Below are 25,416 nucleotides of genomic sequence, written 5' to 3'. Positions count from 1 at the left end.
CACAAGCCTTCACTTCATATGAATCAACGTATTCTTAATCAGCAAATCCCAACAACGCTCTCATCGCTATTGGCCTGGCCCATCCGGGTAGATGGCGCAAGGCAGTAACGTCACTCTCATCAGGCACAATCAACCTTTGATTTTCGATCTTAATAATACGCCTCATGGACGGGAGGTACTTCACTGGGTCCTGCTCGGCGGAGTTATCAAACACGCGCAAAGAAGTCAAATATGGCATCAGATCTATAAGATGCTGCCTGGAACCAACCCATCTTTTTCTAATGGCACTTTCGGGAATAGCGTGACCACCTTCAGATACTCGTCTCCGCACACGCTCGATATGCAGCTCAATGCTCTCAAGTCCACAGTACAAAACATGTAGTTCATGAGTCTGAGCGGCTACCTTCAAAAGCTGAGTTATTGATTCTCCGCCCAATGTGGTTTCAAACGAGTAGCTGAGCTTGTTTGCGATCGCCCCTTGCAGCTTGCTATATCCGTAACGCCACGCATATGCATTTGCTTCTTCAATTGTCGGTTGAATGCGCGCGTGGGCTCTGTATAAACGCGCCATTGCGTCTGGGTTATACCAGTTCATGCCGAAAGATTGCAGATATTGACCACCAACTGAACTTTTACCGGCACCATTGACGCCAGCCAACACAATAATCCTTGGCATTGGATCACACCTTATCGCGTTGGACCCAAATACCTTGGCTCAGGAAATTCACCTTCAGCCTCCAGCATCCTTTTCGTAGCTGATTTAAACTCATCTGTCTGAAATGAATCAAACTGTGCATCAAACATTGCATTGAGTTCATCAAGCTTGGGCTGCGCCGCTTTGTTCCGCGCCACCTGATCTCGCAGGGAGTCATAGTGTTCCACATTCATCAGTATTAACTGTGGTCGTTGATGATTGGTGATACTCATTATGCCGTTTCGCATTACAGCATCCCTCACCTGAGACCACTTTGTTGCCACCGACGATGAAGTTGCCGCAGCCATTTTTTCCGGTGCGGGTAACAGTTCATCTTCTGTAGAAAACACATCGCGACTACTCGATAGCGTGGTTCTAGCACGCATTGAGGAAATGGCAGCATCGGACGCACACAAGTCATCAGAAGCACGAGCTGACTGAAAGGCTCCCGGTGGACTTTTAGCCGGTGTTTTACGTAAAAAATTCGCAGGGATAGTTCTGGATGTCCGCGTATTTGCCGCAAACACACCCAATACAGTTTTAGCAGTCATGGACTTCTCCTCAGTCCTGCTATTATACACAAAATAGATAAATTATATAAATTATGCAAATTCCATGATATGAACCCACTCGAAAAATGTCACAATGCCCAGCAGCAAGTGTGCGCCACCAAAACAAAAGCCCGGCCATACCAGCGACCGGGCTTCGTTTCGAACAGGACAAACCGCCCCGCTTACTCTTCCACGTACCACGTATCCTCAGACAACATCACCTGTTGATGCCCATAGCCCGCCGGCATCATGGGGAAGCAGTTTTCCTGAGGCTGCACTTCCACATTCAGGAAATAAGGGCCGTCGTAATCAAAGCAATCACGAATGGCATCTTCCAGCTGCAGCGGATCAGACACCGTGGCGGCGCCCCAGCCAAAGGCCGTGGCCAGCGCGACGAAATCGGGAATGGACGCGTTATAGCTGTGGCTATAGCGCCCTTCGTGAATCAGCTCCTGCCACTGCCGAACCATGCCCATATGACGGTTGTTGCACAGAATCACCTTGATGGGTGTTTCATGCTGAATCGCTGTCGACAATTCCTGGATATTCATAAGCACAGAAGCATCGCCACTGATGCAAACCACTAATGAATCCGGATTGCCCACTTGCGCGCCAATCGCAGCAGGCACACCATAACCCATCGTTCCTGCACCACCGGAAGTCAGCCAGCGATTAGGTTCACGAAATTTTAGATACTGCGCGGCCCACATCTGGTGCTGACCCACGTCGGTACTCACAATCACGTCGCGACCATCGATCAGGTCATTAACCGTTGCCAGCAGATGCTGCGGCAGAATCACATCGTCTGATGGCGTGAAGGCAAGGCAGTTGGCGCCGCGCCATTTTTCAATGCGCGTCCACCAGTCATCAATCAAACCAGGCTCACGCTCCAGCATCTTGACCTCATTGAACAGCGACTTGAGCACCGGATAACAATCACCCACCAGCGCCACGTCGGCCCGTACCACTTTATCGATAGAGGCCGGATCGATATCCAGATGAATCTTGACGGCATGCGGACAGAAATCAGACAGTCGGCCGGTAATACGATCATCAAAACGCGCACCGATACACACGATCAGATCAGCGTGATGCATGGCCAGATTGGCCTCCAGCGTGCCATGCATGCCCAGCATGCCCACGAACTGTTTGTCGTTGGCCGGAAAAGCGCCCAGTCCCATCAGCGTGAGCGTGCATGGCGCCCCGGTATAACTCACCAGATTGGAGAACACTTCACAAGCATCCGGCCCGGAGTTGATCAGACCGCCACCGCCATAAAACACCGGGCGCTTGGCGTTGGCGATAAGCGAAGCAGCACGTTTGATGGCCGCCTGCATGACTGAAGAGGTCATTTGGCCGGCCGTATTAACAGCAGGCTCGATCACGTCCCCTTCCTGTTCCTGCGGCGCCTGCGCCATCTGGATATCCTTGGGAAAATCGATGAGTACCGGTCCAGGCCGACCCGCCGCCGTCATGTTATAAGCCTTGGCGGTCATGGCTGCAACGTCTTCCACCCGCTTGATCTGGGCATTCCATTTCGTGACCGGCCGGGAAATACCCACCGCATCGCACTCCTGGAAGGCATCGGTGCCAATGGCGCTGGTGGCCACCTGGCCGCTGATACACAGGACCGGAATGGAATCACATAAGGCATCAAGCAATCCCGAAGTAGTATTGGCCATGCCCGGGCCGGAGGTAACCAGCACCACGCCGGGCCTGCCAGTAGAGCGCGCATAGCCCTCGGCCGCATGCATGGCGGCCTGCTCATGGCGCACCAGTACATGATGAATACGCGGCTCGGAGTACAGGGCATCGTACAGCGGCAAGACCGCGCCCCCGGGATAGCCAAAAATGGTGTCAACCCCGTTTGCGATCAGGGTTTCAAGCATTAACCGGGCACCATTGAAGGCAGGCGACTCATTCTGGGGTGTATTCATTATTCAAATCCAACTAACTGACGGGGTTTTCATAGAAACTTAAATAATATCCTTTTTGTACTGTACTGACAGAAATCGCGCGATTACACGGTAAACTTACCGCTTCGCCATGTGGCCGCAGACGGCCAGCCGTATTTCAAGAAAGGTGCTTTTGATGAGTGTGCATACCACAGCAAAACGGATTACCGTCCCGCAATTGCGGGCCTATAAGAATCAGAAAAAAATCGTCTCGCTCACATCCTATACCGCCCCCTTTGCCCGGGTGCTGGACGAGTATCTGGACATGATCCTCATCGGCGACTCCACTGCGATGGTCGGTTACAACATGGAAAACACGCTGGCCATCACACTGGAGCAGATGGCCGCCCATGCACGGGCGGTGGTGCGCTCCACCCAGAACGTCTGTGTTGTCGTAGACATGCCTTTTGGCAGCTATCAGGAATCGCCCGAACAGGCTTTTCGCAATGCGGCATTCCTGCTTAAGGAATCCGGTGCCGATGCCGTTAAATACGAAGGCGGCACGCCACTGGCAGCGACCACACGTTTTTTGGTGGACCGCGGCATTCCCGTGCTGGCCCACATCGGCCTGATGCCTCAGTACCTGAACACCATGGGTGGTTTCAAAGCCCAGGGTATGTCAGATGAAGCCGCCGAAATCATTTACCAGGATGCGCTGTCTCAGGAACAGGCCGGCGCCTTCGCCGTGGTGATCGAAGGCACCGCAGAGCCGCTGGCGCGCCGTATTACACAGGCGCTGAGCATTCCTACCATTGGGATTGGCGCGTCGCCCGAATGTGACGGCCAGATTCTGGTGGCTGAAGATATTTTCAACCTCACGCCCAACCGCATTCCGAAATTCGCGCGTCAGTTCTCCGACGTTCAGGCGGCAATCCGCGAAGGCGTCGCAGCCTACGCCACTGAGGTGCGCGAAGGCACCTTCCCTACGCTGGACCATTGCTTTGGCGTTAAGAAAAAATGATTGAAAAAAAGAAAAATATCGCCAATCCGGCCTGGCATGTTGTGCGCAAATCTTCGCTGCACGGCAATGGTGTTTTTGCCGCCCGCAACATACCGCAAGGCACGCGCATTATTGAATACACAGGCAAGCGCATCACGCCCAAACAGGCCGATGATATGCATCCGGTCAATCCGGATGATCCGTTCCATACTTTCTTTTTCTCCACCAGCAGTGGCAAAATCATTAATGGTGGCGATGGTGGCAACGACTCGCGCTGGATTAATCACGGTTGCGATCCCAATTGCGAAACGCAGGAAGGCAGCGGCGGCAAACGGGTTTATATCTATGCCATTCGCGATATTCTGAAGGGTGAAGAACTGTTTTATGATTACGGGTTAATCATGGACGGCAAAATCACCAAGACCTTGCGTGAAGAATATAAGTGCCTTTGCGGTGCGGCGATTTGCCGCGGCACCATGCTGGCCCTGCCCGAGAAAAAGAAGGCGAAGCGCAAAGCCGGCAAGTAACGGCTGCCCATAACAAAAACAAACCAACAGCAAGCGGACCGCGATACAACATGATGTGGCCCGCCACCCGCATTAATCCGAGCCTGCCTGCTGTGCCTGCATCGCCTGCAGGCAGATCTGTGCATCGCCCAGCACTCTGTTTGTGCTGCAGGCAATCATCAAATTCAGGTTCATCCCGAAATCCTCTACGGTATAGCCCTGCGCATCTACAACCCGCCCGTCCTGCGTTTGTACGCCAGCCTGCGCCACCAGCGACGCTGTTTGTTCGGTATAGACCCATACGGGCTTGCCCTTTGCTACGGCATAGCCGACCTCAAACACCGTGCCGGAATCCGGTTCCAGGCCACGGAACGGATTCAGATTGGCCATGACACAATCGGCCTGTTCGATCAGCGCAATATTGGCACGGTAAATCCAGTCAGCCAGGGCTGCGCCGCTCAACCCCTCAGGGGCAGCATTATCCAGCGGATAGAGTCCGGCAAAGCCATGCTGCACGCATAGCGCCTTGAGCCACTGACCATAGCTGACCGCATCCGGCCGAAATACATCAAATCCGGCAAGGTAGACTTTTTTCATTTACAATCCATCCACAGTTTCATTCGGGCACTTTCCCGCAGGCCACATATTACATTCCGCAACATTACGCCTGCAATCGGGTGAACGGAATATTAAACTCATTGGGGCATGCAGCAGCATCATAAATGCTGTACATCACAGATATCATGGGCAAAAAAATCAGCAAGACTCTGGCTGCCGTTGTGCTGCTGGTTATACTGGGCTACTTCGGTGGCACCTGGTATAGCGGCACACAGGTGGACGAACAGGTCATCCGCCGCACACAGGACATCAATGCCCAACTGCGCAGCAACGGGCTGCCGGTGCAGGTGTCCTCCGAGAAGAAAGATGCCGGCCTGTTTTCATCCACTTATATTCTGACCCTGCGCATGGACAATGCCGGGCAATCGCATTCGCTGGACTTCAACGTGCAGGTAGAGCACGGCCCCCTGCCCTTATCCCGCCTGCAGGAGGGCAAGCTGCAACCTGTCAGGGCGCTGAGCCACGTTACACTGATCAACAACGAAAAAACCGCAAGACTGTACGAACTGAGCCAGGGCCAGCCACCGCTGGAACTGATGCTCACCACCCATCTTGACGGACAGACACAGTATCACGGACGCGTAGCCTCGCTGGCGTTCAATAATACCCGGGACGGGCAACTGCATTTTGATGGCATGAACTTTGAAGGCTCGGTTGATGCAACCGTCCGTGCCGCTCAGTTTTCGGCAAACATGCCATTGATACAGGTGACCCCGCCAGAAACGGCCAATGGCACCAGCACCGTGATTTTCCGGGATCTTGCCTTGTCGTCCCATTATGAAGGGCGTGATACAAACAACCCGTTATGGCGCCAGCAATCAACGTTGGCAGCTTTCTCGCTTGCCAGTGACAATGCCAGACTGGAAATTGACCATTATCAAACCGATTCAACGGCAGATACCCAGGACAATCTGCTGGCGCTGCAACAAAATACCGTATTGAACAACATCCGCATCAATGGCACCGATATTGGCAAGCTGCAATATGGCGTATCGGCCTCCGGCCTGGATCGTGACGGCACAATACAGTTTATGACACAGGCGTGGCAACAGTTACTCAATGCCGGCCAGCCCGGCGCCGCTACCGAACCACAGCAATGGACCACGTTACTGGCCAGTCTGGATCTGATGCTATCGGGCAAGCCTGAACTCACTGTCGGCCCCATCACCTGGACCCTGCCGGAAGGCGCTGCAACTGCCACCCTCAACGTGGGTCTGAACAACCCGGTTCCCCTGCTATCCCAATTCGGCAATAATCCCAACGCCCTGCTGTTCAATGCGCTGCGCTCAGTCAGCATGCAGTTGCAGGCAGATCAGGCCATGCCTGCCGCGGTGGAAGATCGCATCAAACAACTCATACCCGAAGCGCTGGCCTCAGCCGACTCCACGTCCGGGCCCACAGCGGCAGAAAAGCTGGACACAATGATTGATATCCTGGTCAAAAACCAGTTACTGTATCGCAGGCAAAACCAGATTGGCCTGAACGTTGACATTGAAGGCAAGCCATCGCTGGCCACTGCCAACACAATTGAAATGAATGGCGAACAGTTCGAGCCGAAAGCGTTTATCGATGCCGTACAAACACGCGCAGCCGCCGCTGAATTACAGATCAGGCAACTGACGCCACCGCCTGCGTCACAGGCGCCGGACACGACAAGACCTGATCAGGAGGCATCTGATCAGGCGGCGCCCGCTCTGACAGCACCGGAACAGGAAGGCTCCGAACAAACAGTACCCGAACAAACAGTACCCGATCAGACAGCACCCGATCAGACAACACCCGATCAGACAGCACCGGCACAACAAGCGCCAGCGCAAACAGCGCCCCAGCAGGTCGATCCCGAGCAAAACTAATTCGACAAGCGCGAGTCACAGCAACAGCGATCGTAAGCAGTGCGAACGTATGGACGTGGTGACCACCGTCTTGCTCCACGGCTCCCCTCGTGCCAGGCAAGCCGGGCGCATTATTTCGTTTTCTATTGCATCAATTTGCAGTATGCTTTTGCTGGCGGTTTCTTTCATGCGGTATTTATTCAATTACACTTGCAAGGAAATTCATCGTTATGTCTGCTTCTTTCCAACTCAAAAAATCCGTGGATGGCCAGTTTTATTTTTCTCTGCGTGCAGCAGATGGCTTATCTGTCCTCAGAAGCGAAACCTATACAACCCTTGCCTCGGCCAGGAATGGTATTGAGTCTGTTCGCAAGAATGCAGGAACGGAGAGCCGCTACGCCTTTGAAAAATCCGCCAACGGCAAATCCTATTTCAATCTGAAAGCGGCCAATGGTCAAATCATCGGCAGCAGCCCGCTCTATGCGGACCCCAATGGTGCCAAACAGGCCGCCGACACGGTCAGACATCATGCGGCCACTGCGCCGGTACATGATGCCTGAACCAGATCATTACTCCGCCTGCCCCGGATCAGGCCGACCGCCAGGCTGCCAGCAGATCCCATAAATGCGGGTGATCATAACTGCTGACAGATAAACGCAGATGCGTGCTGACGCGCTGATCAGGATAAAACAGAGAACCGGGCGTAGCCGGAATGCCGTGCTGATTCAACTGACGCGCCAGTGGCTCGGCGTCACGCGACATATCCAGCCAGAGGAACAGCCCGGCAGCCGGCGGCTGAATCAGCAGATAGCCAAGATCACTCAGCCGCTCCAGCATCCGGGTACGAGCCCGATTGATGCGTTGCCGCAGCCTTTCGATATAAGAGCGATAATGCCCGCCGTGAATAATCTCGTGAATCACGCGCTCATTCAGGCTGGAGGTAGACAGGCCGGAAAGTAACTTGAGCATGGCTATTTCACTCAGAATAGTGGCAGGCCCGGCAATATAGCCCACGCGCATCGCCGCACCCAGCGTCTTCGAATAGTTACCAAGCAGAAAGGTCCGCTCGCATTGATCCAGCGTGCTGATGCGCAGCGGCGGCCCGGCACTCAGTTCGCTATAGGTATCGTCTTCTACAATCCACATATCATATTGCTGCGCCAGGCGCAGCACGTCATGTGCGGCACGTGCACTTAAGGTAAAACCGGTAGGATTATGCACCGTGCTGTTGCAGATAAACAGAACCGGCTTATGTTTGCGACAATGCGCCTCCAGTTGCGCGGTGTCGGGGCCCTGCGGGGTTCGCGTCACCGTCAGAATGTTCACGCCGACCATGCGCAAATAGGCAAACACAACAAACCAGCACGGTTCCTCAACCACCACATAATCGCCCGGCCGAACCAGTTGACGAATCAACAGATCCACCGAATGCGTCACACCCGTTGTCAGCAGCACCTCGCCTGCTGCCTGCACATGCAGGTCTTGCGCTGCCAGCTGGGCCATGATGGTCTGACGCAATGGCGCAAAGCCAAGCGGCTCGCCATACATAAGCGCAGACGGTTGCATCTTGCGCGCCACCTTGCGAATGGAGCGCGCGACAATCTCGGTATCCAGCCACTCCTGCTTCAAACCCAGGTTGTTTTGCTGTGAGAAAAGGCGATTCAGAATCCACGGCACATCAATTCTGTCCTGAGACTGTGGGGGTGCGATTTCGCCGCTTTTGATTCCGCGTGCCGGCTGTTTTTTATGCTGAACGAAATAGCCCGAGCGGGCGTTGGCGGTAATATGATTGGTGGCCACCAGACGATCATACGCCTCCACTATCGTATAGCGACTGACATTCAATTCCTGCGCCAGCAGCCGGACTGACGGCAGGCGACTGCCCTGTCTGAATACATTCTGTTCAATGCAAACAACGAATCGATCCACGATCTGATCCACCAGGGTGAGCGAACCGGATCGCACCGGTTGCCAATGGGCAAGTAGCGGCGCCCCCTGCTGCTGCGGCTGGCCTGATTCCTTAAGGGCGTCTCTGGAATTGGCGGGATTGGCGGCCTCTGCGACCACAGCAGGCGCGGGCGCAGGCGGCGAGGCATCATGATGCCGAGCATCGCTGGCGCCGTGCCGCCTGAGCAATCGAGCAGGGACAGAAGGACTGGATTGACTGGTCATAGGTCTGTTCCGGTAAAAGCAGCAGTACAGGAAGGAAAAAACAGCTTATAACTGTATCGGTACTGTACCGGTATCTTGTCATATAGTGTCTGTTCACGCAAGAACTGTATCGAGACTTTCATGACTTACACCATGCTCATGGCATTTGCCGTTTTTATCGCCGTCTCCTCGGTAACACCGGGGCCCAACAACCTAATGTTGCTTTCTTCTTCTGTTAATTTCGGGGTGCGCCGAACCATTCCCCACTGCCTGGGCATCAGCGCCGGCATGGGATTGATGATCGTGCTGATGTCCTTTGGCCTGCACTGGGTGGTGCAACACGCGGGCTGGCTGATTGATTTGCTGAAAATCGCCTCGCTGGCCTACCTGCTGTGGCTGGCCTGGAAAATTGCCTCGATTACACCCACGCCGCTCTCCGTTCAGAACGAAGCCACCCCTTTTGGCTTCTGGAACGCCGTGCTGTTCCAGTGGATCAATCCCAAGGCCCTGATCATGGTGATCAGCATGTTCAGCATCTATGTACCGGACAATATCGGACAGCTGACGCTGTTGCAAATCTCCCTGCTGGCCGTCGTTATCAATCTGCTGTGTATCAGTGTGTGGATGTTTGGCGGCACCCTGATGCGCCGCCTGTTTACCACGCCGGCAACGCAACGTGGCTTCAATATCGTGATGGCACTGCTGCTGATCGGCTCGGTCATTCCCATGGTGTCCGCCGATCTTGGCATCTAAACGTGTTCAAAGCGCCTGCGCGGTCACTCTGCTGTTACGTGGCCATCATCAGGGGTGCTACATCAGGGGTGCTACATCAGGGGTGCTACATCAGGGGTGCTACATCAAGGACGCTACATCAGAAGCGCGACATCAGGGCCGCAGCGTCTCGGGCGAGAGCAGAACGCATGTGAAATTCCTCCGCTTTATTTCCTGCAGCAGCTCGGGCAGGATTTGCGGCGTCACCGCCGGGTAGTCATGCAGCAATACAATGGCACCTGGCGTCAGTCTGCTGGTAATCCGCGCCAGCAGGCGTTGCGGATGCGAACTCGCGGTATCGAAAGAGCGCAATGACCAGCCTACGCAAGGCAGTTGGCTGGCCCTCACGGCCTGACCGATAGCCGGGTTGACCACCCCGAAAGGCGGCCGGTACATGCGGGGCGTCACGCCGGCAATAGCCGTGATGGTCTGGCTGCATTGCTGCAGATCGGAAAGAATCGTGGCCGGACGATTAAACGGCAGGGTGTGAGCATGGCTATAACTGTGATTACCAATCGCGTGCCCTTCCCGGACGATCTGCTGTAACAGCGCCGGACGGGCTGCGGCATGGGCGCCCACAATAAAAAAAGTCGCCTTCACGTTATGGGCCTTGAGAATAGCCAGCACCTGCGCCGTCCCTTCGGTGGGACTGTCATCAAAACTTAAGGCAATCTGCCCGCCCGGCTCCCCTTCTGTGCCACTACCCGGATGAACATGCCTGAGGGTGTCCACAAACAGATTGGTTGCCATATTCATGCTGGCGATACCAAGCACAGCCACATACAGGACGATGACCAGGATAGCCACTGCAGGCCACCGTAAATACAGCAGCACGACAAGTGCAATAACAAGAAGATGGGCAGCCAGCGTATGGCGGCGAAACCATAAGATCACGGTAATATATATCTGCTATATCTACATGGACAAGTGAGCCCATAACAATAGCCAGTGCTCCTGCTGCCGTCAAGCGCTAATGCGCAACGATATAGGGCCAAAGTGATGGGCAATGCCATAGCCCCGGGACTGGCTCTGCTGTCAAATGAAACCATTGCGCATGAAGGGGTAATGGGCGTTCCGCATTGCAGATTAATTAATGTAATACCTCAGACCAAATACGGCAAATCGGCGGAATCGCCTTGCAAAACATGCAAGCCGCCGTATGATGTTACTTTTCAGTTACTGACTCCCCGACAGGGGCACGCAATATAAGAGGAGATCTGCATGCAGATAGGGATAGTAAAAGAGGGACTATCGGGGGAGACGCGGGTTGCCGCCACGCCCACCTCGGTAGAACAGCTGCTCAAGCTGGGATTTACAGTTGTAATCGAATCGGGCGCCGGCAGCGCCGCCAGCTTTGACGACGTTGCCTATGAAAAGGCCGGCGCCAGTGTGGTTCCCGGCGATCAGGTATGGCAATCCGATCTGATCTACAAGGTCAATACCCCCGACGACGCTGAAATTGCCCGCATGAAAAAAGGCGCCACGCTGGTCAGCTTCATCTGGCCTGCGCAAAATCCTGAACTCGTGCAAAAACTGGCTGAGCACGGCATTACCGTGCTGGCCATGGACATGGTGCCACGTATTTCGCGCGCCCAGTCCCTTGACGCCCTGTCCTCCATGGCCAATATCGGCGGCTATCGCGCCGTGATTGAAGCCGCACATCATTTCGGCCGCTTTTTCACCGGCCAGATCACTGCTGCCGGTAAAGTGCCGCCCGCCAAGGTATTGGTGATCGGTGCCGGCGTGGCCGGCCTTGCCGCCATTGGTACGGCAGGTTCGCTGGGTGCGATCGTACGCGCCTTCGACACCCGCCTGGAAGTGGCAGAACAAATTGAATCCATGGGCGGCCAGTTTCTGAAACTGGATTTTGGTGATGAAAACGGCTCGTCTTCAGACGGCTACGCCAAAACCATGTCCGAGGAGTTCATCAAGGCCGAAATGGCCCTGTTCGCCGAACAGGCCAAAGACGTCGATATTATTATTACCACGGCCCTGATTCCCGGCAAACCGGCGCCCAAACTTATCACACGTGAGATGGTGGACTCCATGCGTCCCGGCTCGGTCATCGTGGATATGGCTGCGGCCGCTGGCGGCAACTGCGAATACACCGAGCCTGGCCAGGTCATCACGACCGATTCAGGCGTCAAGGTCATCGGCTATACCGACCTGCCCGGCCGCCTGCCGGCCCAGTCATCACAACTGTACGCGACCAACCTTGTGAACCTGAGCAAGCTCATGAGCAAGGAAAAAGACGGCCAGATTCTGCTGGATCAGGAAGATACCGTATTTCGTAATATGACCGTGGTGCATAACGGCAGCATTACCTACCCGCCTCCACCCATCCAGGTCTCTGCGGCGACCAGCAAACCCGCGGCCGCCAAACCCGAGCCCAAGCCGGCTAAACCACCCAAATCGCCTGCGTTCAAGTTCGGCGTTCTGGCACTGGCGTGTATCGTGTTCGCCTGGATCGGTGCCAACGCACCGGCCGAGTTCCTGTCTCACTTCACTGTGTTCGTGCTGTCCTGCGTTGTTGGCTATTACGTGGTCTGGAACGTGACGCACGCGCTGCATACACCACTGATGTCGGTCACCAATGCCATTTCCGGCATCATTGTGATCGGCGCCGTGGTACAGATTGGCCATGGCTCAGGTCTGGTCAACATCCTGGCCTTTATCGCCATCCTCATTGCCAGCATTAACATTGCCGGTGGTTTCCTCGTTACACGGCGCATGCTGAAAATGTTCATGAAAGGCAAAGGAGAATAAGATGGGTGCAGGATTCGTTACTGCCGCGTACATTATTGCGGCATTGTTTTTTATTGCCAGTCTGGCCGGCCTGTCCCGCCAGGAAACCGCTCGCTACGGCAACGGTTTCGGCATGGCCGGGATGGCCATCGCCCTGGTCGCGACCATTCTGGGCCCCAATTCGGCCTCGGTCATCTGGGTCATTATCGCCATGCTGATCGGCGGCGCCATTGGCCTGCATCTGTCGCGCAAGGTTGAAATGACGCAGATGCCTGAGCTGGTTGCTGTATTGCACAGCTTTGTGGGTCTGGCCGCGGTACTGGTCGGCTATAACAGCTATATTGAAGTGCAGCAGCATGCCATGCCTGCAGGGGCACTGCTTAACATTCACCTGACCGAAGTGTTCCTGGGCGTGTTCATTGGCGCAGTCACCTTCACCGGGTCTATTGTGGCTTTCGGCAAGCTGCGCGGCACTTTCAGCTCCAAACCCTTGTCGCTGCCGCACAAGCACAAACTGAATGCCGCCGCACTGATCGTCTCGTTCATTCTGCTGTGGATCTTCGTATCCAACGGCGGCTCCACGACAGCGCTGATTATCATGACATTGATCGCGCTGGCCTTTGGCTGGCATCTGGTGGCCTCTATCGGCGGCGCCGATATGCCGGTTGTGGTATCCATGCTCAACTCTTATTCAGGCTGGGCCGCAGCGGCAGCCGGCTTTATGCTGGCCAATGACCTGCTGATCGTCACCGGCGCGCTGGTGGGTTCCTCGGGTGCGATTCTGTCCTACATCATGTGTAAGGCCATGAACCGCTCGTTTGTCTCGGTTATTGCAGGCGGCTTCGGCACCGATGGCAGCAGCAGCGCCAGCAGTGAAGAAGAGACCGGAGAATACCGTGAAATCAAGCCTGAAGACGTGGCCGAAATGCTCAAGGGCGCCAGCTCTGTGGTGATCGCTCCCGGCTACGGCATGGCCGTCGCCCAGGCCCAGTATCCGGTCGCTGAAATCACTTCCCTGCTGCGCAAGCAAGGCATTGAGGTGCGCTTTGGCATTCACCCGGTTGCGGGTCGTCTGCCCGGTCACATGAACGTGCTGCTGGCCGAAGCCAAGGTGCCCTACGATATCGTGCTGGAAATGGACGAAATCAATGATGATTTCTCCGACACCGATGTGGTGCTGGTGATTGGCGCCAACGATACGGTTAACCCGGCCGCCAGCGAAGATCCATCCAGCCCGATTGCCGGCATGCCGGTACTGGAAGTTTGGAAAGCACGTGATGTGGTGGTCTTTAAGCGGTCCATGAATACCGGCTACGCCGGCGTACAGAATCCGCTGTTCTTCCGTGATAACTCCAGCATGTGTTTCGGCGATGCCAAGGCAACCGTCGAAGCCATCCTGGCAGCACTGAGGTAATCTGGTCGCACTGGCAGGCGTCGTCGCAAACGGCGCCTGCCGTGCACTCAACAGGAATTCAGACAGCAGGAGCCGGTAGATCGCAAACAATATGCCATGCCGTTTGCCATAAAAATAGCACTTGCTATTGCATAGGTAGCAACCATTGCCGTTACAATTGTCATAGCCTCACCGCAGCATCATTTCATCTGTCACCTGCCCTATCCTGCCGTTTTCTATTCGCAGTTTTTTCTTTTCATCACACTTTATCTGCTGTATGTCTGTGCTCCCCCCGCTTCCTGTCAAAAACGGCGTCGCGCCCAGCCGCGTCTACCTGCCTCGCGAGACCTGGCCGGATCTGCTGAGTTTTCTGCTCGCCAAGTTCCCGCATATGGACGCCGCTGTGCTTCGGACCCGGCTGGCCAAAGGCGATATGGTGAACGCACAGGGCACCCCGTTCTCACTAAACAGCCCGTTCCCGCCAGACAGCTGGCTCTGGTACTATCGCGAAGTGCCCATGGAAACGGAGGTGCCATTTCATATTGACATTCTGTACCAGGACGAATTGCTGATCGCCATCGACAAACCCCATTTCATGGCCAGTATTCCGGGCGGGCGCCATTTACACCAGACCGCACTGGTGCGTTTGCGCGACCAGCTGGGCAATCCGCATATCAATCCCATTCACAGGCTGGATCGGGACACGGCCGGTGTGCTGGTATTCTGCGCAGACCGGGATCGTCGCGGCGTATATCAGACCTTATTTCAGACCCGGTCCGTACATAAGATCTATGAAGCCGTTGCCCCCTGGCGTAGCGACCTGACGTTTCCGTTGTTACGCGAGAGTCTGATCCGGCGCAGCGGGCAGGTGTTTGTCATGCATGAGATTGACGGCCCGCCCAATAGCCGCACCCGGATTGAGGTACTGGCCCATAACAACACCCTGGGACATTACCGGCTGGAGCCTGTCACCGGCAGAAAACATCAACTACGCGTGCACATGAATGCCCTGGGCATGCCCATCTGCAATGACGAATACTATCCGGAGCTCAAACCACTGCGCACTGACGAAACATTCGACAATCCCTTGCAGCTACTGGCGCGCAGCATGCAGTTTACCGATCCTGTGACCGGCATTGAGCGTTATTTCGAAAGTCGGCGCACATTGGAGCTGGCGGCACAGATTCACAAATGAAATACAGCCGTAGCCCGCTATCAGGGCGCAGCCGTATCGCGCACGCCGAACTGGTTTGCGACACTGCGTTCCAGAAACAGCTGGCGCGATGGTAGGGTATTCATGCGCTGGTTATTGATGACCAGTGTGGTGCTGCCGCCCCCATCCAGATTCATGGCATCGCGCACGCCAAGCGAGCGATACAAACGGGCCAGCTGATTCAGCGTATAGCCTTCAAAATCGGGCAGCCGGCCTTCCACCACAATCATATAAAGCCAGCGCCCGTCACGACTGAGGCCGACCGAGGTGCGTGGATGCGCTGCGCGTGCATTGCTATAGCAGCTGGCCGACGCACCGCGTGCGCACACGTAAGTGCCGCCGCGCAGATTCTGCCATCCCGCAATAACAGTCTGCCACTCAGGATTCACCTCGGCCTTATGGTTGGGCATATCGATCCGGCAGCGATTAGCGGCCGTACACGCCAGAAACGCGTGCTGGCGCGTATCACGGCTGTTGTCCCAGCGACGGCCTTCGCTGATGACCAACCCCTGCGGCCGGTATTGAGGATCAAAAAAAGACGCATTGATGGCCACATTGAGCCGGTTGCGAAACGCAAAATTCTTGACGGTCGTCGGCGCCGTCCCAACCGCAGTACCTACCAGTTGCACCGATGGGCAGGGCAAATCCACCTTAACGATATGTACATGCCCATTGTCTTGCAAGGTATGTGTAATGCAGGGCGAGACCTGTTCCGTTCTCTGTGGCTGCACAGGCGCAGTGGTCTGTGCAGCCACGGGTGCCAGCACTCCCAGGCACCATCCCATCAATACAAAGAGCAGGGTTTTCATACAGCAACACATCCGCGAGGTTGTTGGTCCAGCGACAGAGTATACCAACCCGCAGAATGTCCGATAAGCAACGCCGCCATACTTATATCACACCGTATTTGCCGCCAGCCCGTTCTGGCGACGATAACGGGCCAGGTACCAGCGGTCCAGCAGCCACACCACCAGCATGCTTAGGCCCGTCACGGGAAAAATCAGACCGAAGACAACCAGACCTATCATCCAGCCACGCATATTGGGTAGCGTATCCGGAATGCGGGGCGCACCCAGACCGCCGGCCGGACGACGCTTCCACCACATGACAAACCCCGTCACCGCCATGGCGCATAAACCCAGGGCAATAATGGCACATAGCAGCTGGTTGACCCAGCCGAAATAAGTGCCCATATGCAGGGAAACGGCAAACGAGATAATTTTGGCAATCACCCCGTACTCATTATAAGAAACGCCATTAATGACCTTTCCGCTGTACTGGTCTACATTGATTACTTTTTCTCCGGTGGGATCACCCGGGTAATAGGACACAGAATAAACACCGTTGCGGTTGGCTGGCAGTGCGATGGAATATTCGTCCGGGATGTGGCTGGACTGCGCCAGCGTCATGATTTGATCCAGGGTCACAGGTTCGGCCGGCATAGCATGCATATTGTGATCCCCGGACATGGACATATCACCGTTCATGTCCATTTGCGCTGCACCATGGGCGCCGTGAGCATCATGATCCTGTCCGACAGGACGCCCGGCCTGATGGGCCGGGTCCGTGTCACTGCCTGCGTCCTGATGTCCGGCATGGGCATGGGCCGATGCTGTCTGCCCTGCTGATACAGCTGATTGGGGCACGGTCAACAGCCCTGCTCCCCAGGCGGTTTTGTCTAAAGGCAGGTCCTGCACCCGTGTCGGTGCCGCCGGCTGCCCCTCATGCCCCTCATGCCCCTCATGCCCTTCATGCCGGGCTGACGTGGCACCGGGAGGATCGGGCGGATAGCCCAGATTCACCTGCGCCACCAGTTGCTTGAACTGCGCACCCCAGGTACTGGTCCAGGGCAACCCGGACGTCACAAAGAACAGGGCGCCCAGTGCCAGCACTATCCCCATGGTGGCATGAATTTCACGCCAGAATGGCCGGCCTTTTTTCTTCACATCGGGAATCACAGCCTGCTTCAGGCCTTTTTTCCGGCGCGGCCACCACAATGCCACTCCGGTACCAATCATGATCAGCGTCCAGCAGGCCGCAAGCTCCATGATGATTTCACCGGTCTTACCCAGCAGCAAACCACGATGAATCTGACGTGCCAGGCCAATCCAGTAGGTTGCGTTGAAGTTGAGTGTGGGCATTTTCGCCAGCACCTCGCCGGTATACGGATTCAGAAAAATACTGGATTTGCCCTCCACCGGGTCGAGGTACGTAAATTGCGCGCTGCGATCGGGTGCATTATGAATTTCAGCTGTCAGTATGGGCACACCGCCAGGCGTACTGTCCCGGGCGATGTCATAAAGCGTTTGTTGCGGCAGCCGCGGAGCGTCCTCGGGCGTGACGTATAACTGCGATGGATAGGCGATCGCTTCAATTTGTGGTTTATACAGATAAATAGTGCCAGTGATGCCGAGCACGATCAGCAACGGCATCACAAACAACGCGGCATAAAAATGCCAGCGCCACAGCATGGCGTAACGGGCCATCGGCGCGGCAGCAGGCTCGCCGGCCTGTGCCTTGAGGGGTTGTGTACGGGACATCATGAGATTTCCTGAAAAACAGATAACGATGCATCAACAGAAGGCACTGCGGGGCAGCGCCACGGCACCATGTCGATAAGGGAACAGGGTTTTCAGGATAGAACGGGAGGCGCGCGGGACAGCGGCACAAAGGCTGGCTGCGCATAATAGGATGCATGCTGATGCTGCGGCGCAATCCGGCTGACAAAGCCGTAGGACATGGCCGGCAGGTTGGCGCTATACAGCAGTGGCAGATGATGGGTGAAGAAACCGCAGTAAAGACATTCGGCCGCGTGATCGGCACTATGGCCGGACGAGGCTGGGGCATTGCTTCCGCCCACTAAAGCAGACAATGCTGAAACGCCGCCATGTGCGGCGTGAACAGCGCCCGGGTCATCCGGAGGGGTATCAATGTCAGTGTGCCCGCTGTGGTGGTCCGCAGGTGACCGTACCGCCAGCCGCGCCGGGCTATTGGATGCGGCAACCGGTGCCAGATCGGCCTGTGCGCCATAACAGACATCCGCCACGAAAATATCATTCACTCGGGCCTCATTCACGCCGGCCTGATAGCTGTTTTTCAGGGCATTCACGCCAGGCATGAACACGGCCAGGCATACGGCAAGTATGCCCAGCCACACCGTCATGCGAATGCCTGTCGTTCGTTTCATTGCTGTAATGAGTAATAATCTGCAGAGTATTTCGGTTGAAATTGCCTTATACAAACGCAGTTTACCCGAAATACGCCGAACACTGCATCGACCCGCGACGGGAACATGCACGCGTAAATCAGTCGACGTGTGCCGATAAAAAGCAGATACAGCCACTTGTCATGGCCGGGCATTCCATGTTGTGATGATGGCGATAAGTAATCGTCGGCCCGATTGTCACACCCGACGCGATTCGGCAAGCGCGGCACGCTCTCTTGTGGCACCGATTGCCCTCATATACACACGCATTACCTCGTTAAACCAAAGATAACTGAGGAGCACACCCATGAAACCTTATATCACCGTCCTGACGCTAGGCGTTGACGATCTTGAACGATCCCTGAGCTTTTATCGCGATGGATTGGGCCTGGCCACCAATGGCATTATTGGTACTGAATTCGAACATGGCGCGGTGGCCTTTTTCGATTTACACAATGGCCTGAAGCTGGCCCTGTGGCCCAGAACAAGCCTGGCGGTGGACACCGGTTTGCCTCAGACACCGCCCTCCATGCTGGAACTGAGCATCGGCCACAATGTAGATAGCAGAGAGGAAGTAGACCGTATCATGCAGGAAGCCATTGCTGCAGGCGCCACACTCATCAAGCCAGCACAGGACACCTTCTACGGTGGCTATGCCGGCTATTTCTCTGACCCGGACGGGCATCTCTGGGAAATTGTCTGGAACCCCGAATTGGCAACACTAGGGGCAACAGGCTGAGCGAATCTGCTTCAGTCTTTTGCGACCGGCGCACCGCTGGTATTGGACCACTGGCTCCATGATCCGGGATACAGCGCCGCCCCCGAAAAGCCGGCGACTTCCATGGCCAGCAGATTATGGCAGGCTGTCACACCTGATCCGCACTGGCTGATCACGCGCTCCGGCTGCTGTCCCTGCAGGCTGGCAGTGATTTCCTTGCGCAGGGTTTCGGCCTCTTTGAAGCGGCCGTCCGCCTGCAGATTGTCCTTGAAAAAACGGTTAGCGGCGCCTGGAATATGCCCGCCTATCGGGTCCAGGGTTTCGTTTTCACCACGGAACCGATCCGGGCTGCGGGCATCCAGCACAAGGCGTTCAGCCGCGCTGATATTGGCCAGCACCTCGTCGTACTCTACCGTCTGGGTCAGCGAATCGCGCAGGCTCAGAAAACCTTCTTTGGCCGGTTGCGGCGGTTCGGTCGTGACCGGATACCCGCCTTGCTGCCACAGCTTGAAACCCCCATCCAGCACCGACACATTGGCGTGGCCGATCCAGCGCAACATCCACCACAGCCGAGCCGCAAACATGGAGTCATTGGCGTCATAGCACACCACATGCGTTGCATCGCTAATCCCGATGGCGGCCATGGTCTGTGCAAAGTGTTCGCGGGCCGGCAAGGGATGCCGCCCCTGATCCGGCGTTCCCTTGATACTGAGTACCTGATCAAGGTCTACATGACGGGCACCGGGAATGTGGCCGTCGTTATAAAGCTGCAGGCCCTGGGACGGGTTGGTCAGCTCGAAACGACAATCGCACACCACCAGATTGCTGGCGGTATCCAGGAGGTTTGACAGTTCCTGTGCACTGATGAGGGGATTTGCTTTCATGGTCTGTTCTTCATTGTTTCAGGTTGGGGTGACAGGATGACTGAAATAGCGTTCAATCTTCCTGCATCCAGCTTTCAGCATAACACGCCAGGGCAAAGACAGATGATCGAAATGAACAGTTACAGAGCGCGGTTCTATCAATAATGATAACGACAGGCGGCGATCAATAAAGCATCATCAGCCACGGCATAGACCAACCTGTGCTCCAAGGTAATCCGTCTTGACCAATAACCGACAAGATGATGTCGTAGTGGCTCGGGTTTGCCAATACCTTCAAATGGCGTACGGCAGGTATCGTTCAACAGGTCGTTTATTTTTTTAACCATTCGTTTATCGGCGTCCTGCCAGTACAAATAGTCTTCCCACGCTTCTTCCGACCACTTCAGCTTCACTCAATCAACCCTCTTTCTCTGGCATTACCACTTTTCAGATTCTCGATAGAGTCCATTAATCGCCGGGCATTGGCGGGAGACTGGAGCAAGTAAGCGGTTTCCTGCAGCGAGTTGTATTCTTCCAGCGACATCAGAACGCAGGCATCGCCATTCTGGCGCGTGATCAAAACAGGCGCCTTATCCTCTGCAGCCTGAATCATTGTGGCCGACAGGTTCTGCCTGGCTTGACTATAGCTAACGGTTCTCATGGTTATCTCCAAATTAATTACCCAACATTGTACAATGATCTGTCAGGATCAACAAGGTTCGACCATAGCAGCCCATACTTTTCCCCAACCCAGTCCCATAAAAAAATGCACCTAAACAGCGGATTATTCATCCAGCTGTTAAGGTGCATTCGAGCACGACTGATTCGGCACGCCAGCCCGCGCACAAACAGCGCGGGCCAATACGCCGTATCTTACTTAATGCCGTACTGCTGTTTCGCTTTCTGACGCCATTGATGCAGCAGTGGCTCGGTGTAGCCGTTAGGCTGCTGCACACCTTTGAAGACCAGATCGCATGCGGCCAGGAAAGCAGGTGAGGTATCAAAATGGCCGACCATCGGACGATACAGCGCATCGCCTTCGTTCTGTTTATCCACCACACCGGCCATGCGTTGCATGGTTTCCATCACCTGGGCTTCGGTCACAATACCGTGACGCAGCCAGTTCGCCATATGCTGGCTGGAAATACGCAACGTCGCACGGTCTTCCATCAGGCCAACGTTATGGATATCGGGCACTTTGGAGCAACCAACACCCTGGTCAACCCAGCGCACCACGTAACCCAGAATACCCTGGGCATTGTTATCCAGTTCCTGCTGTTTCTCGGCATCAGACCAGTTGGTGTTGTCGGCAACCGGAATGGTCAGCAAGGCGTCCAGACGTTCGTCAGTGTCATTTTTCAACCCATTCTGTACTTGCACTACGTCAGTCTGGTGATAGTGCAGGGCATGCAGGGTTGCTGCCGTTGGCGAAGGTACCCATGCCGTATTGGCACCGGCCTTCAGTTGCGCGCCTTTTTGCGCCAGCATATCGGCCATCAGGTCGGGCATGGCCCACATGCCTTTACCGATTTGCGATTTGCCCTGCAGGCCGCAAGCCAGACCAAACAGCACATTACGTTTTTCGTAAGCGTCGATCCAGGATGACTTTTTCATGTCCCCTTTGCGAATCATGGGGCCCGCTTCCATGGAGGTGTGCATTTCGTCACCGGTACGATCCAGGAACCCGGTGTTGATGAAGGCCACGCGATCGGCCGCTGCTGCGATACACGCTTTCAGATTGGCGCTGGTGCGGCGCTCTTCGTCCATCACACCCATTTTGATAGTGTTGGGTGCCAGGCCGAGCAGCTGTTCGGTGCGACCAAACAGTTTGCTGGCAAACGCCACTTCATCGGGGCCGTGCATTTTGGGTTTCACAATATAGATGGAACCCTTGCGTGAGTTGCCGCCTTCGCGTTTCAGATCGTGCATGGCGACCAGGCTGGTGAAGATCGCGTCCAGAATACCTTCGGGCGTTTCGTTGCCGTCCTTGTCCAGAATGGCAGGGTTGGTCATCAGGTGGCCCACGTTACGGATGAACATGAGCGAGCGGCCGGCCAGCGTTGCTGGTTTGCCGTCCTTGGCTGTGTACTGGCGATCGGGATTCAGTTTGCGGGTAAAGGTTTTGCCGCCTTTGGTCACTTCTTCGGCCAATGTGCCATTCATCAGGCCCAGCCAGTTGCGATACACCAGCACTTTATCTTCGGCATCCACTGCTGCAATCGAGTCTTCGCAGTCCATAATGGTAGACAGGGCGGCTTCGAGCAGAACATCTTTGACGCCTGCCTTGTCCTGTTTGCCAATCGGATTGGTTTTGTCGATCTGCACTTCAAAATGCAGGCCGTTCTGACGAAAAACCAGCGCTTCGGGCGCGGCCGCGTCACCGCGGTGGCCCAGATACAGGTCGGCATCGGCCAGTGTAGTTTTGCTGCCGTCGGCCAGGGTGACTGAGAGCGCACCGTTTTCTGCTGTATAGGCGGTAGCATCTTTGTGTGAACCGTTTTGCAGCGGGATGGTCTGATCCAGAAAATCACGGGCAAAGGCAATAACTTTTTCGCCGCGTTTGGGGTTATAGCCGCCATCACGGGTTGCACCATCTTCTTCGCTGAGCGCGTCGGTGCCGTACAGGGCATCATACAGGCTACCCCAACGGGCATTGGCCGCGTTCAGGGCATAACGGGCGTTGGTAATGGGCACAACCAGTTGCGGGCCGGCCTGGTTGGTAATTTCATAATCAACATTGCTGGTATTGACCTGCACGGTCGCTGGCGCATCTTTCAGGTAGCCGATTTCCTTGAGGAAGGCTTTATAGGCCTGCATATCGGCAATATTGCCGGGGTGCTGCCGGTACCATTCATCCATTTTTGCCTGGATGCGGTCACGTTCGGCCAGCAGCGCCTTGTTTTCCGGCGCCAGGTCATTGATCAGCGCATCTACCCCCTTCCAGAACGCATCGGCGTCCACGCCAGTGCCCGGCAGGGCTTCCTGATCTATGAAATTTTTCAGCACGGTGGCGATTTGCAGGCTGTGAACCTGGGTACGGTCGGTCATATTGGCTCCTGATTAATGATTTGTTGATGGCGGGCTGGGCGGCTTCGGAATTTGGCCGCTCCTTACCCCGATTATTGCTATTATGACGACTCCGGTAGACAGCCTCAAGACAGTAACAGTTATTTGAGAATTTACTTTCGGTACACATTAACGCGGTTGATTTTTTATTTATTTTCAATATGGTAAGTGCTCCTCTTCTGTTCGACCAATACCCTGATCGTGCCCTGCTGATCGAAGGGGTTGCCGGCAGCGGCAAAACCACGCTGATTGCCCGGGAAGCGGAGCAATGTGTAACCCAGGGCCGTACACTGCTGGTCACCTTCAGTCGTGCCGGCCGTGATGTTCTGCAGAACTATATGCGCGCACGGAACCTGGAACCGGTATCCAACCCGAATCTGCATATCTTTACCATCGACGGTCTGGCGCACTTTCTGTTGCGGCGTCTGGGCGATGAACGCTATGTGCTTGACCGGCAGGCCATTGTGAGCGATCTGCTGCCGGATCTGGTGAGTGAAGTCTGCCAGGACCTGCAAGCTTCATCAGAAGAAGACGACGCTGTGATGCTGCAGGCGCCCGCCCTGTCGATAGACGCCATGGAAAAACTCATGTCCGACCTGGATTATTACCGGGCATCCCTGGCCTGGCAGGCCGAGTCGGCGGAGGACGAACAGGCCGCTTTCGGCGATGGCCTGCACCATCCCCCCGAGCTGGTGCGCGCCGTGTTCCGCCGCTATGATGCCCTGCGCGCCCACTGGAAACCCGAAGCTTCTGAACCGGACGACACGCTGCTGGATCCTGTCTATAAGCCGGAGCATAGCAAGGGCATGTACGGTTTTCGCCTGGTATCGGAGGCCGCCTATGATTTGCTTGAGGCGCTGGACAATGGCGCCGAGTTGCCGGGCAATGCCGCCGCCTACCGGTATATTCTGATCGACGAGTTTCACGACACCACACCCCTGCAGTTGCTGCTGCTGTCCCGCATCGGCCAGCACGCCCACCGGCTGATGGCGGTAGGCGATCGCTACCAGACCATTTTTGCCTGGCGTGGCGCCAATACGGAACTGGTGTTTGATGCCTTTGTCCGGGATTTCTCCGCCAGACGGGTCAACAGTCTGACCAGCTACCGTTTCGGCACCGAACTGGCCCGGCTGGCAGGTGAACTCACCCGGCGCGCCATTACCTCCGGTATCGTTGCGGATACACCGGTGATGGTCTGCAGCGGCAGTTGGGACAACGCCGGTGCACTGGCGCCTCTGGGCAAACAAAGCATCATCTGCCGGCATGGTCCGGACCGGATTCGTGCGGCTTTTTCACTGCTATGCCACGCCCCGGTCCCTATCAAACTGGCCTGGCCGCTAGCCAGTACACCGGCCATGGGCATTGCCACGCTGCTGTATGCCTTGCGTTTTCCGCAAGCCACCACCCCCTTGCGCACGCTGCCGCTGGCTTTGCTTCAGTTCTTGTCGCTGCCGGGCTGCCTGGCACCCGATACAGTGCGTGAATTGGCGCAAGCCCGGTTAACGCCGATCAATCTGCGTATGTATATGGAAAACTGGATTGCTGCGCGCGTACCGGTGTTCGCCCCCAGCCTGAAGCATGCCCTGCAACAATGGCTGACAGCGCCCTGCGCACCGGATGCCGGCGCCGCGGAAACGCTGCAGGCATTCGCCCGGCAGGCCGATCTGTTCAGGAACCTGACCACACCCCAGCGATTACTGGACGAATCACTGCTACAGGGCTGGGAAGGATTATTGATGTACCTGCAGCTAAACCCGATAGCCATACAGGCGTGGCCCGCTCTGCTGACCACGGTGGCCGCCCGTTGCAGCACCCGCGGTGGCGTGCCCCTGCTTACCGTCACCGAAGCCAAAGGCCATGAATATGACCATGTACTGGTCTATGACACGGCAGACACGACTTTCCGTAACCAGACCGACGCCCCCGATGTAGAGCGCAACCGGTATTACGTTGCCTGCACCCGGGCGCGCAAGTCACTGACGCTGTTCAGGCCGGCTCGGGAGTTGGCGTAGGCACGTTGCAGTTGCAGTCTTCTGTGCTAACGCCCGGCCGGCCTGCTTGCTGCCATCCGATATGTAATGGTGACGCAGCAATGAGGCTATGACGTATTACCGCACTGACAAGCACTAATAGCACTGACAAGCACTAATAGCACTAATTGCATGTCCTGGCAGACCCCTCAGGTGCAGAGGCGC

The 25,416-nt window shown here is 55.8% G+C and carries 23 protein-coding genes; 10 read left to right on the top strand and 13 right to left on the bottom strand.

The window, feature by feature from the left end; all coding sequences use genetic code 11:
* Positions 1 to 34: 34 nt before the first annotated feature.
* The 3 genes from MIM_RS01595 to ilvB form a co-directional block, all read right to left on the bottom strand.
* Positions 35 to 676 (bottom strand): hypothetical protein, encoded by a 642-nt coding sequence (locus MIM_RS01595; protein WP_025371010.1) that lies wholly within the window; start codon positions 674 to 676, stop codon positions 35 to 37.
* Between the two features lie 11 nt (positions 677 to 687).
* Positions 688 to 1,245, bottom strand: coding sequence for a hypothetical protein (locus tag MIM_RS22765; protein ID WP_144084567.1), 558 nt, complete (start codon positions 1,243 to 1,245; stop codon positions 688 to 690).
* A gap of 182 nt (positions 1,246 to 1,427) precedes the next feature.
* Positions 1,428 to 3,182, bottom strand: a complete 1,755-nt coding sequence (ilvB, locus tag MIM_RS01585; protein WP_025371008.1) for a biosynthetic-type acetolactate synthase large subunit — start codon at positions 3,180 to 3,182, stop codon at positions 1,428 to 1,430.
* A gap of 154 nt (positions 3,183 to 3,336) precedes the next feature.
* On the opposite strand from ilvB, the gene panB reads away from it, so the two are divergent.
* Complete coding sequence (panB, locus tag MIM_RS01580) at positions 3,337 to 4,161, top strand: 3-methyl-2-oxobutanoate hydroxymethyltransferase (RefSeq protein ID WP_025371007.1); 825 nt, start codon at positions 3,337 to 3,339, stop codon at positions 4,159 to 4,161.
* Positions 4,158 to 4,667 (top strand): SET domain-containing protein, encoded by a 510-nt coding sequence (locus MIM_RS01575; RefSeq protein ID WP_025371006.1) that lies wholly within the window; start codon positions 4,158 to 4,160, stop codon positions 4,665 to 4,667. Before panB ends, MIM_RS01575 begins: the two co-directional genes overlap by 4 nt.
* Positions 4,668 to 4,739: 72 nt before the next feature.
* Here the strand turns inward: MIM_RS01575 and MIM_RS01570 are convergent, their stop codons facing one another.
* Entirely contained in the window at positions 4,740 to 5,243 is a 504-nt protein-coding gene (locus tag MIM_RS01570) for a nucleoside 2-deoxyribosyltransferase (RefSeq protein ID WP_025371005.1), read from the bottom strand.
* 125 nt (positions 5,244 to 5,368) lie between these two features.
* Here MIM_RS01570 and MIM_RS01565 point away from each other — a divergent pair, with 125 nt between their 5' ends.
* Both MIM_RS01565 and MIM_RS01560 read left to right on the top strand, forming a co-directional pair.
* Positions 5,369 to 7,117 carry a YdgA family protein gene (locus MIM_RS01565; protein WP_025371004.1) on the top strand — a complete coding sequence of 583 codons (1,749 nt, stop codon included), beginning with the start codon at positions 5,369 to 5,371 and terminating at the stop codon, positions 7,115 to 7,117.
* Positions 7,118 to 7,326: 209 nt separating this feature from the next.
* Positions 7,327 to 7,656, top strand: a complete 330-nt coding sequence (locus tag MIM_RS01560) for a YegP family protein (protein WP_025371003.1) — start codon at positions 7,327 to 7,329, stop codon at positions 7,654 to 7,656.
* A 28-nt stretch (positions 7,657 to 7,684) separates the two neighbouring features.
* On the opposite strand, the gene MIM_RS01555 is transcribed toward MIM_RS01560, so the two are convergent.
* On the bottom strand, positions 7,685 to 9,268 hold the full coding sequence (locus tag MIM_RS01555; protein WP_025371002.1) for an aminotransferase-like domain-containing protein: 1,584 nt from the start codon (positions 9,266 to 9,268) through the stop codon (positions 7,685 to 7,687).
* Positions 9,269 to 9,388: 120 nt separating this feature from the next.
* Here MIM_RS01555 and MIM_RS01550 point away from each other — a divergent pair, with 120 nt between their 5' ends.
* Positions 9,389 to 10,000 (top strand): LysE family translocator, encoded by a 612-nt coding sequence (locus MIM_RS01550; protein WP_025371001.1) that lies wholly within the window; start codon positions 9,389 to 9,391, stop codon positions 9,998 to 10,000.
* A gap of 132 nt (positions 10,001 to 10,132) precedes the next feature.
* On the opposite strand, the gene MIM_RS21940 is transcribed toward MIM_RS01550, so the two are convergent.
* Entirely contained in the window at positions 10,133 to 10,912 is a 780-nt protein-coding gene (locus MIM_RS21940) for a polysaccharide deacetylase family protein (RefSeq protein WP_025371000.1), read from the bottom strand.
* A gap of 327 nt (positions 10,913 to 11,239) precedes the next feature.
* Between MIM_RS21940 and MIM_RS01540 the strand changes: the two genes are divergently transcribed.
* From MIM_RS01540 to MIM_RS01530, 3 genes are all read left to right on the top strand, one after another.
* On the top strand, positions 11,240 to 12,784 hold the full coding sequence (locus MIM_RS01540; protein ID WP_025370999.1) for a Re/Si-specific NAD(P)(+) transhydrogenase subunit alpha: 1,545 nt from the start codon (positions 11,240 to 11,242) through the stop codon (positions 12,782 to 12,784).
* A gap of 1 nt (position 12,785) precedes the next feature.
* On the top strand, positions 12,786 to 14,177 hold the full coding sequence (gene pntB / locus MIM_RS01535) for a Re/Si-specific NAD(P)(+) transhydrogenase subunit beta (RefSeq protein WP_025370998.1): 1,392 nt from the start codon (positions 12,786 to 12,788) through the stop codon (positions 14,175 to 14,177).
* 256 nt (positions 14,178 to 14,433) lie between these two features.
* Positions 14,434 to 15,351, top strand: coding sequence for a pseudouridine synthase (locus MIM_RS01530; RefSeq protein WP_025370997.1), 918 nt, complete (start codon positions 14,434 to 14,436; stop codon positions 15,349 to 15,351).
* A 20-nt stretch (positions 15,352 to 15,371) separates the two neighbouring features.
* Here the strand turns inward: MIM_RS01530 and MIM_RS01525 are convergent, their stop codons facing one another.
* From MIM_RS01525 to MIM_RS01515, 3 genes are all read right to left on the bottom strand, one after another.
* Positions 15,372 to 16,178 carry a phosphodiester glycosidase family protein gene (locus MIM_RS01525; RefSeq protein WP_025370996.1) on the bottom strand — a complete coding sequence of 269 codons (807 nt, stop codon included), beginning with the start codon at positions 16,176 to 16,178 and terminating at the stop codon, positions 15,372 to 15,374.
* An 87-nt stretch (positions 16,179 to 16,265) separates the two neighbouring features.
* Positions 16,266 to 17,912 (bottom strand): PepSY-associated TM helix domain-containing protein, encoded by a 1,647-nt coding sequence (locus MIM_RS01520; RefSeq protein WP_052342257.1) that lies wholly within the window; start codon positions 17,910 to 17,912, stop codon positions 16,266 to 16,268.
* Between the two features lie 89 nt (positions 17,913 to 18,001).
* On the bottom strand, positions 18,002 to 18,556 hold the full coding sequence (locus tag MIM_RS01515; protein WP_144084566.1) for a DUF2946 family protein: 555 nt from the start codon (positions 18,554 to 18,556) through the stop codon (positions 18,002 to 18,004).
* Between the two features lie 325 nt (positions 18,557 to 18,881).
* Here MIM_RS01515 and MIM_RS01510 point away from each other — a divergent pair, with 325 nt between their 5' ends.
* Positions 18,882 to 19,313, top strand: a complete 432-nt coding sequence (locus MIM_RS01510) for a VOC family protein (protein WP_025370993.1) — start codon at positions 18,882 to 18,884, stop codon at positions 19,311 to 19,313.
* An 11-nt stretch (positions 19,314 to 19,324) separates the two neighbouring features.
* Here the strand turns inward: MIM_RS01510 and MIM_RS01505 are convergent, their stop codons facing one another.
* From MIM_RS01505 to MIM_RS01490, 4 genes are all read right to left on the bottom strand, one after another.
* Entirely contained in the window at positions 19,325 to 20,176 is an 852-nt protein-coding gene (locus MIM_RS01505) for a sulfurtransferase (RefSeq protein ID WP_025370992.1), read from the bottom strand.
* A 137-nt stretch (positions 20,177 to 20,313) separates the two neighbouring features.
* Positions 20,314 to 20,568 (bottom strand): Txe/YoeB family addiction module toxin, encoded by a 255-nt coding sequence (locus tag MIM_RS01500; protein ID WP_025370991.1) that lies wholly within the window; start codon positions 20,566 to 20,568, stop codon positions 20,314 to 20,316.
* Complete coding sequence (gene yefM, locus MIM_RS01495) at positions 20,565 to 20,816, bottom strand: YoeB-YefM toxin-antitoxin system antitoxin YefM (protein ID WP_025370990.1); 252 nt, start codon at positions 20,814 to 20,816, stop codon at positions 20,565 to 20,567. Before yefM ends, MIM_RS01500 begins: the two co-directional genes overlap by 4 nt.
* Before the next feature lie 212 nt (positions 20,817 to 21,028).
* The gene (locus tag MIM_RS01490) at positions 21,029 to 23,203 is read right to left on the bottom strand and encodes a malate synthase G (protein ID WP_025370989.1); all 2,175 of its coding nucleotides are present in this window, start codon (positions 23,201 to 23,203) and stop codon (positions 21,029 to 21,031) included.
* 179 nt (positions 23,204 to 23,382) lie between these two features.
* On the opposite strand from MIM_RS01490, the gene MIM_RS21935 reads away from it, so the two are divergent.
* Positions 23,383 to 25,233, top strand: coding sequence for a UvrD-helicase domain-containing protein (locus MIM_RS21935; RefSeq protein WP_025370988.1), 1,851 nt, complete (start codon positions 23,383 to 23,385; stop codon positions 25,231 to 25,233).
* Positions 25,234 to 25,416: the final 183 nt, after the last annotated feature.

It is taken from the genome of Advenella mimigardefordensis DPN7 (genome assembly GCF_000521505.1).
Taxonomy (GTDB): domain Bacteria; phylum Pseudomonadota; class Gammaproteobacteria; order Burkholderiales; family Burkholderiaceae_B; genus Advenella; species Advenella mimigardefordensis.
Note: the sequence above shows the minus strand (reverse complement) of the source record. Positions and strands in the feature narration are given on the sequence as shown.